Origin of the sequence: Dietzia cinnamea NBRC 102147 (assembly GCF_001571065.1) — a bacterium.
GTDB lineage: Bacteria > Actinomycetota > Actinomycetes > Mycobacteriales > Mycobacteriaceae > Dietzia > Dietzia cinnamea.
Genome location: NZ_BCSW01000036.1, coordinates 22,096 through 28,698, shown reverse-complemented (window position 1 = coordinate 28,698; position 6,603 = coordinate 22,096). Strand labels below are relative to the sequence as shown.

General features: G+C 67.7%; 6 protein-coding genes. 5 read left to right on the top strand and 1 reads right to left on the bottom strand.

From position 1 onward, the window contains the following. Positions 1-496: 496 nt before the first annotated feature. The 3 genes from DCI01S_RS16815 (at position 497) to DCI01S_RS12055 (ending at position 2,910) form a co-directional block, all read left to right on the top strand. Positions 497-1,090 carry a class F sortase gene (locus DCI01S_RS16815; protein WP_244881720.1) on the top strand — a complete coding sequence of 198 codons (594 nt, stop codon included), beginning with the start codon at positions 497-499 and terminating at the stop codon, positions 1,088-1,090. A gap of 39 nt (positions 1,091-1,129) precedes the next feature. Then, the gene (locus DCI01S_RS12060) at positions 1,130-1,324 is read left to right on the top strand and encodes a hypothetical protein (RefSeq protein ID WP_061229446.1); all 195 of its coding nucleotides are present in this window, start codon (positions 1,130-1,132) and stop codon (positions 1,322-1,324) included. A 122-nt stretch (positions 1,325-1,446) separates the two neighbouring features. Further along, positions 1,447-2,910, top strand: a complete 1,464-nt coding sequence (locus DCI01S_RS12055; RefSeq protein WP_061229445.1) for an aldehyde dehydrogenase family protein — start codon at positions 1,447-1,449, stop codon at positions 2,908-2,910. 13 nt (positions 2,911-2,923) lie between these two features. Here the strand turns inward: DCI01S_RS12055 and DCI01S_RS12050 are convergent, their stop codons facing one another. Further along, positions 2,924-3,730 carry a crotonase/enoyl-CoA hydratase family protein gene (locus DCI01S_RS12050; RefSeq protein ID WP_061229444.1) on the bottom strand — a complete coding sequence of 269 codons (807 nt, stop codon included), beginning with the start codon at positions 3,728-3,730 and terminating at the stop codon, positions 2,924-2,926. Positions 3,731-3,810: 80 nt separating this feature from the next. Between DCI01S_RS12050 and DCI01S_RS12045 the strand changes: the two genes are divergently transcribed. Next, positions 3,811-5,448, top strand: coding sequence for an acyl-CoA synthetase (locus DCI01S_RS12045; protein WP_061229443.1), 1,638 nt, complete (start codon positions 3,811-3,813; stop codon positions 5,446-5,448). Positions 5,449-5,450: 2 nt separating this feature from the next. After that, the gene (locus tag DCI01S_RS12040; RefSeq protein ID WP_061229452.1) at positions 5,451-6,557 is read left to right on the top strand and encodes an NAD(P)H-dependent flavin oxidoreductase; all 1,107 of its coding nucleotides are present in this window, start codon (positions 5,451-5,453) and stop codon (positions 6,555-6,557) included. Positions 6,558-6,603: the final 46 nt, after the last annotated feature.

The following is a 6,603-nucleotide window of genomic DNA, read 5'->3' as shown; positions in this document are numbered from 1 at the left end:
GGATCTCGGTTCGTTGGGTTCACTGAATCCGAGCAATCCGGATGTTCCTGACGCTCCGGGCGCCCCGGATGTCCCTGGTGTCCCGGATGTCCCGAGTAGCCCCGGTCAGCGGGAGGCCCCCGGTGCCTCCGTTAACCCTGCGGCTCCCGGCACGTCGGGAGGCGCTTCGGGTGAGCGTCCGCACGCGATCGACGGTGGTGGAGCCTCTACTGTCTTTACCTCGCCGCCCGCGATTGGTCTAGCAGCACTGCTGCTTGCTCTCGGTGGCGCTGGCGCTGTGCTGGCCATCCGCCGGGTGCGCTAAGTGCAGTGATGTGAAGCAGGCGCGACGCCCGTTGTTGGGGAATTTCCCCCAACAACGGGCGTTTCGCTGTGGCTACCGTGGTAGGCAGAACTCGGGAGGACGAAGATGGTTGAGCGATCTCGCGTGAAACGCGGTGGCGAGAGCGGATGGCGGCGCGGTTCGGGCGTCCTCGGACTTCTGCTGGCGGTGGCGATGCTCTCCGTGGGCGCGATGTTGTTCTTTACAGACGAGCCGGCATCTCCCGTGATTGACCCCAACCCTCCCCGCCCGTCTGCGCAAGGCACCGTCGATAGTGCGCCGCTCGCAAATGGCGATCAGCCTGCACCGCCAATGTTGCCTCCCGAGACGCTGTCGCTGGGGCCGCTGGGTGTGACGGCCCCCATTCTGAACGCAACGGTGCTGAACGGGGTTCTCACGCCCCCGTTGGATGTGACCCAGGTTGGAAAGTGGGTCGATGGTGCAAGATTGGAATCTGATAGTGGCACTGTGCTGATCGCCGGACACGTGAATATGAGCGGCCAGGGCAACGGTGCGTTGTTCAACTTGGCGCGTATCCGCCCCGGAGAGTTTGTGCACACCTCCGATGAACAGGGGGCCGTCACAACGTGGCGCGTGACGAACGTGGTCGAGCGCCCGAAGGCGGACGGCGTCGAAGAGAGTGTGCTGGACGGGCCGGAGGGGCCACGGAGATTAGCGGTTGTGACCTGCGGTGGAGACTTGGAATATATTAATGGCATCGGTGACTATGAGGACAACGTTTACCTTTACGCCGACCATGTGAACTGACCTCGACGGCATTGTGCTTCGAGTCGCATTCTAGTCAGGGTGGGAACGAACTTCGCCCGACTCGACGAGGTCGACGGGCAACCCCAGCTGGTTGTGAGCACCTCAGGCGGGACGCAGGTGTGCACCGCCGACCTGCCCGGCGCCACCAGGATCCCCAGCGCAGCGGGCCGACTCACCGTCACCGTCGACGGACGCACCCGCACCGTCGACGCGGCGACCTGCGCGATCGACTGACGATGGGGCAGCGGGGCCCGGCGCACACACGCGCCGGGCCTCGCTGCCGCGGAGGCACCCGCCACCGACACCATTCGGTCATCGACCTCGCATCAGATGAGAACACGTTCTATCCTGGACGGATGGTCATCACCACCCCCACCGCCCGCGAGCTCACGCTCGATCAGATTCTCGAGCGTCAGCAGCAGGCGTTCCTCGCGGACCCGCAGCCCAGCGCCAAGGTTCGCCGCGACCGCATCACCCGGCTCAAGCGACTCGTCTTGGACAACGCCGCCGAGCTCACCGAGGCGATGCGCGAGGACTACGGCTCCCGCCCCGAGACCCTGTCCACGCTGACGGATATCGCGTCGTCGATCCCGGACCTGAACCACCAGCGCTCCCACCTCAAGAAGTGGATGAAGCCCACCCGGATCTCCCGCGTCCTGGACCGGGTCGGGTTCCACCAGCAGGTCCGGCACGACCCCAAGGGAGTCGTGGGGATCATGGGCCCCTGGAACTTCCCGCTGTACCTCACGATCGTCCCGGCCGGCTCCGGGCTCGGCGCCGGCAACCGCGTGATGCTGCGGCCGTCGTCGGTCACCGCGAACACCACCGAGGTGCTCGCCCGGCGCGCGCCCGACTACTTTGCCGTGGACGAGTTGGCCGTGATCGGGCCCGAGCACGGCCGCGGCTCAGATTTCTCCGTCCTGCCGTTCGACCACCTGTTCTTCACCGGCTCGCCGGCCGTCGGAAAGTCGGTGGCCAAGGACGCCGCGGAGAACCTCACGCCCGTCACGCTTGAGCTCGGCGGCAAGAACCCCGTGGTGGTGGACTCCAGCGCGGACATCGAGCGCGCCGCCCGCAGTGTCGCCGCCTCCCGTCTGGTCAACGGTGGCCAGGTGTGCATGTGCCCCGACTACGTGTTTGTCCCCGAGGACCGGGTCGACGCGTTCTGCGACATCGTGCTCGACCAGTGGCGCACCAGCCTGCCCGCGATCGTCGGCAACCCCGAGTACACGGCCGTCATCAACACCTCGAACTATGAGCGGATCGTCGGGCTCGTCGACGACGCCGTGGCCAAGGGCGCCGTCAAGCGCGACGCGACGCCGGCGGGGGAGCGGCTGCCGGACGCGGTGACGCGCAAGATCGCGCCGACCTTGCTCACCGGGGTCACCCCGGAGATGGAGATCGACGACGACGAGGTGTTCGGCCCCGTCCTGACGGTCTTCGGCTACAAGAGCGTCGACGAGGCGATCCGCTACATCACCGCCCGTCCCAGCCCGCTCGTCCTGTACTGGTACGGGGACAAGAACGAGCGCTTCGAGACCGTCGCCGACCGCACCCGCTCAGGCAACATCTACGGCAATGACTTCGGGATCGGGATGGTCTCGTCGGCGATCCCGTTCGGCGGCGTCGGCAACTCGGGGATGGGCGGCTACCACGGTCACTACGGCTTCCGGACCTTCACGCACGAGCGGGCCGTGGCGCTGCACTCGTTCAACACCAACGTCTCCGAATTCGTGGCCCCGCCGTATATCAAGGGCAAGAAGCGGATGGCGTCGATCTACCTCGGGGCGATGCGCGCGCGGACGCGCCTCAAGCTCTAGTCCGGGCGCGCGGTCACTCCCCGCGGAACTCCGCCTTGCGCTTCTCCGCGAAGGCGCGGGGGCCCTCCTTGGCGTCCTTGGACGCGAACACCCGGCCACCCACCTCGGCGTCGACCTTGAAGGCCTCCTCCTCGTGCATGCCCTCGGTGCGACGGATCGTCTCGATGATCCCCTGGACCGCGATCGGGCCGTTGGCGGCGATGAGCTCGGCGATCTCGAGGGCCTTGTCCAGGGCCACGCCGTCCTCCACCACGTGGCCGATCAGCCCGAAGCGCTCGGCCTCCTCCGCGGTGAGGGGGCGTCCGGTGGTCAGGACCTCCATCGCAACCGTGTACGGGATCTGGCGCACCAGTCGCACGGCCGAGCCGCCCAGCGGGTACAGGCCCCAGCGGGCCTCGGAGACGCCGAACCTGGCCGAGCGTCCAGCCACGCGGATGTCAGTACCCTGCAGGATCTCGGTGCCGCCGGCGATGGCCGGACCCTCGACCGCGGCGATGAGCGGCTTGGATAGGCGGCGGCCCTTTAGTAGCGCGGGGAGCTTGGTCAGATCCCAGCCTCCGCCGGCGAACTTATCGCCCGGAGCGTCGGTGTTCATGGTCTTGAGGTCGGCGCCTGCGCAGAAGAAACCGCCTGCGCCAGTGAGGATGCAGGCGCGGATCTCCGGGTCGGAGTCGACGAGGTCCCACGCCGCCTCCATGCCCCGCATCATCGGCCCGGACAGGGCGTTGCGGGTCTCAGGCCGGTTCATGGTGACGATCAGGACATGCCCGCGTCGCTGCGTGAGCAGGTGCTGGTCCTCGGGCGTGACAGCGCTCGACATCGGGCCTCCTGAAAGATTTTCTTACGGCGGAATCCGTGTAACCCGCCCCACGGAACGGTAACACGTTCTAGTTTGGGTGCATGGCTTATACCATCGGAGATCTTGTCGAGCACAGCGTGGACCGGGTCCCGGACCGCGAGGTCCTGATCCAGGAGGACCGTGTCCAGACTTTTCAGGAACTGGAGGACCGCGCGAACCGCCTCGCGCACCATCTGCAGTCCGTCGGAGTCGCCACCGACGGCAAGGTTGCGGTCTACAGCCGCAACACCATCGAGGCCGTCGAAGCGATGGTCGCAATCTTCAAGATCCGCGCCGTCATGGTCAACGTCAACTACCGCTACGTCCCGGCAGAACTCGAGTATCTGCTGAACAACTCGGACAGCAGCGTCGTCGTCGTCGAACGTCGCTATACCGACGTCCTCGCCGCCGCCCTCCCGCAGACGCCGGGCGTCACCCACGTGGTGGTGGTCTCCGACGGCACCGACGGACCCGACCCGCAGGTTCCCGCCGGCGTCACCGTCTCCCACTACGAGGACGCGCTCGCCGCCCAGTCACCCGAACGCGACTTCGGCGAACGCTCCAACGACGACACCTACATGCTCTACACCGGCGGAACCACCGGCTTCCCCAAGGGCGTCGTCTGGCGGCAGGAGGACGTGTTCATGGTCCTCGGCGGCGGCATCAACTTCCTCACCGGCGAGAAGGTCGCCGACGAGTGGGAGCTCGCCAACAATGCCGTCGACGGCGGCGTCCTGGTCCGCGCCGCCCTGCCGCCGCTCATCCACGGCGGCGCCCAGTGGGCCATCCTCATGGCCCTATTCGCCGGCCACACCAGCGTGCTGGTCCCCGAGTTCGACGCCGAGGCCGTGTGGCAGACCATCACCGACCGCAAGATCAACCTCATGTTCATCACCGGTGACGCCATGGCCCGCCCCATGATCGAGGCCTGGGACCCCGAGAAGTACGACGCCTCGAGCCTGCTCTACATCGGCTCGTCCGCCGCCCTGCTCTCGCCATCCGTCAAGGACCAGTTCGTCGACGCCTTCCCCAACCTCATGCTCTCCGACGCGATCGGCTCCTCCGAGACCGGATTCTCCGGCCTGGCGACCGCCGAGAAGGGCAAGAACCACACCGGTGGGCCGCGCGTGATGATCGACGGCGAGACCACCGTGCTCGACGACGACGGCAACGAGGTCCAGCCCGGATCGCCGGTCATCGGCAAGGTGGCGCGCACCGGACACATCCCGCTGGGCTACTACAAGGACGAGGCCAAGACCGCCGAGACCTTCCGTACCTATAACGGCAAGCGCTACGCGATCCCCGGCGACGACGCCCGCGTCGAGGAAGACGGCACCGTCACCATGCTCGGCCGCGGCTCGGTGTCCATCAACACCGGCGGCGAGAAGGTCCACCCCGAAGAGGTCGAGGCCGCGCTCAAGACCCACCCGGACGTGTACGACGCGCTGGTGATCGGTGTCCCGCACGAGCGGATGGGCCAGCAGGTCGCCGCCGTCCTCCAGACCCGCGACGGCACGTGCCCGCCGATCGAGGAACTCAACGCCTGCGCCCGCATGGAGATCGCCCGCTACAAGTGCCCGCGCGCACTGTGGGTCGAACCCGCCGTCAAGCGGAACCCCGCGGGCAAGCCCGACTACCGGTGGGCCGCGGACATCGCCGCGTCCCGCCCCGCAGACGACAGCCAGGAGATCAGCAAGTGAGCATTCGCACTTCCCTCACGGAGGAGTTCGGGATCGAGTACCCCGTCTTCTCGTTCACCCCGTCCAAGGCCGTCGCGGCCGCCGTGACCCGTGCCGGCGGCATGGGCGTGCTCGGGTGTGTCCGGTACAACGATGCCGCGGAACTCGACGAGGTCCTCACCTGGATGGACGAGAACACCGACGGCAAGCCCTACGGTGTGGACATCGTCATGCCCAACAAGGTCTTCACCGAGGGGAGCCCGGAGGACATCGCCGCGATGATCCCCGAGGAGCACAAGTCGTTCGTCTCCCGTGTCCTCGACGACCTCGGCGTCCCACCGCTCGGTGATGACGCCGAGCACAACGCAGGGGTCATCGGGTGGCTCCACTCGGTCGCCCAGTCGCACGTGGAGATGTCTCTCAAGCACCGGCCGGTGCTCATCGCCAACGCCCTGGGCTCGCCGCCGAAGCACATCATCGACCTCGCCCACGAGAACGGGATGAAGGTCGCCGCCCTCGCCGGCGCCACCAAGCACGCCCAGGCCCACGTCGACAACGGCGTGGACATCGTGATCGCCCAGGGCGGCGAGGCGGGAGGTCACACCGGCGATGTCGCGACGATGGTGCTGGTCCCCGAGATCGTCAAGGCCCTCGACGGCCGGGCCCCGGTGCTGGCCGCCGGTGGCATCGGCGACGGAACCCAGGTCGCGTCCGTGATCGGGATGGGCGCGCAGGGTGCCTGGATGGGCTCGCGCTGGCTCACCGCCCTCGAGTACGCCGAGGACGGCGGCTCCAAGGCCATGCAGCAGGCACTGCTCGCCGCCACCAGCCGCGACACCGTCCGCACGCGCATCTATTCGGGCAAGCCCGCGCGGCTGCTCAAGAGCAAGTGGACGGAGGCGTGGGCGGCCGCCGACGCGCCGGACCCGCTGCCCATGCCGCTGCAGAACATCCTCGTCGCGGAGGCCCACCAGCGGATTTCCGAGGCGCAGGATCCCGAGGTCGTGGCGATGCCCGCAGGGCAGATCATCGGCTCCCTCGAGGGCGTGGTGCCAGTGGCCGACACAATGGCCCAGATCGTGGCCGAATACTCCGCCGCCGTCGAGCGACTGCGCGCGACCCTGGCCTGACCGGCCGGGCAGGATTTTCGTTTCTGTGCTGCGCGGCTGGCCAGCA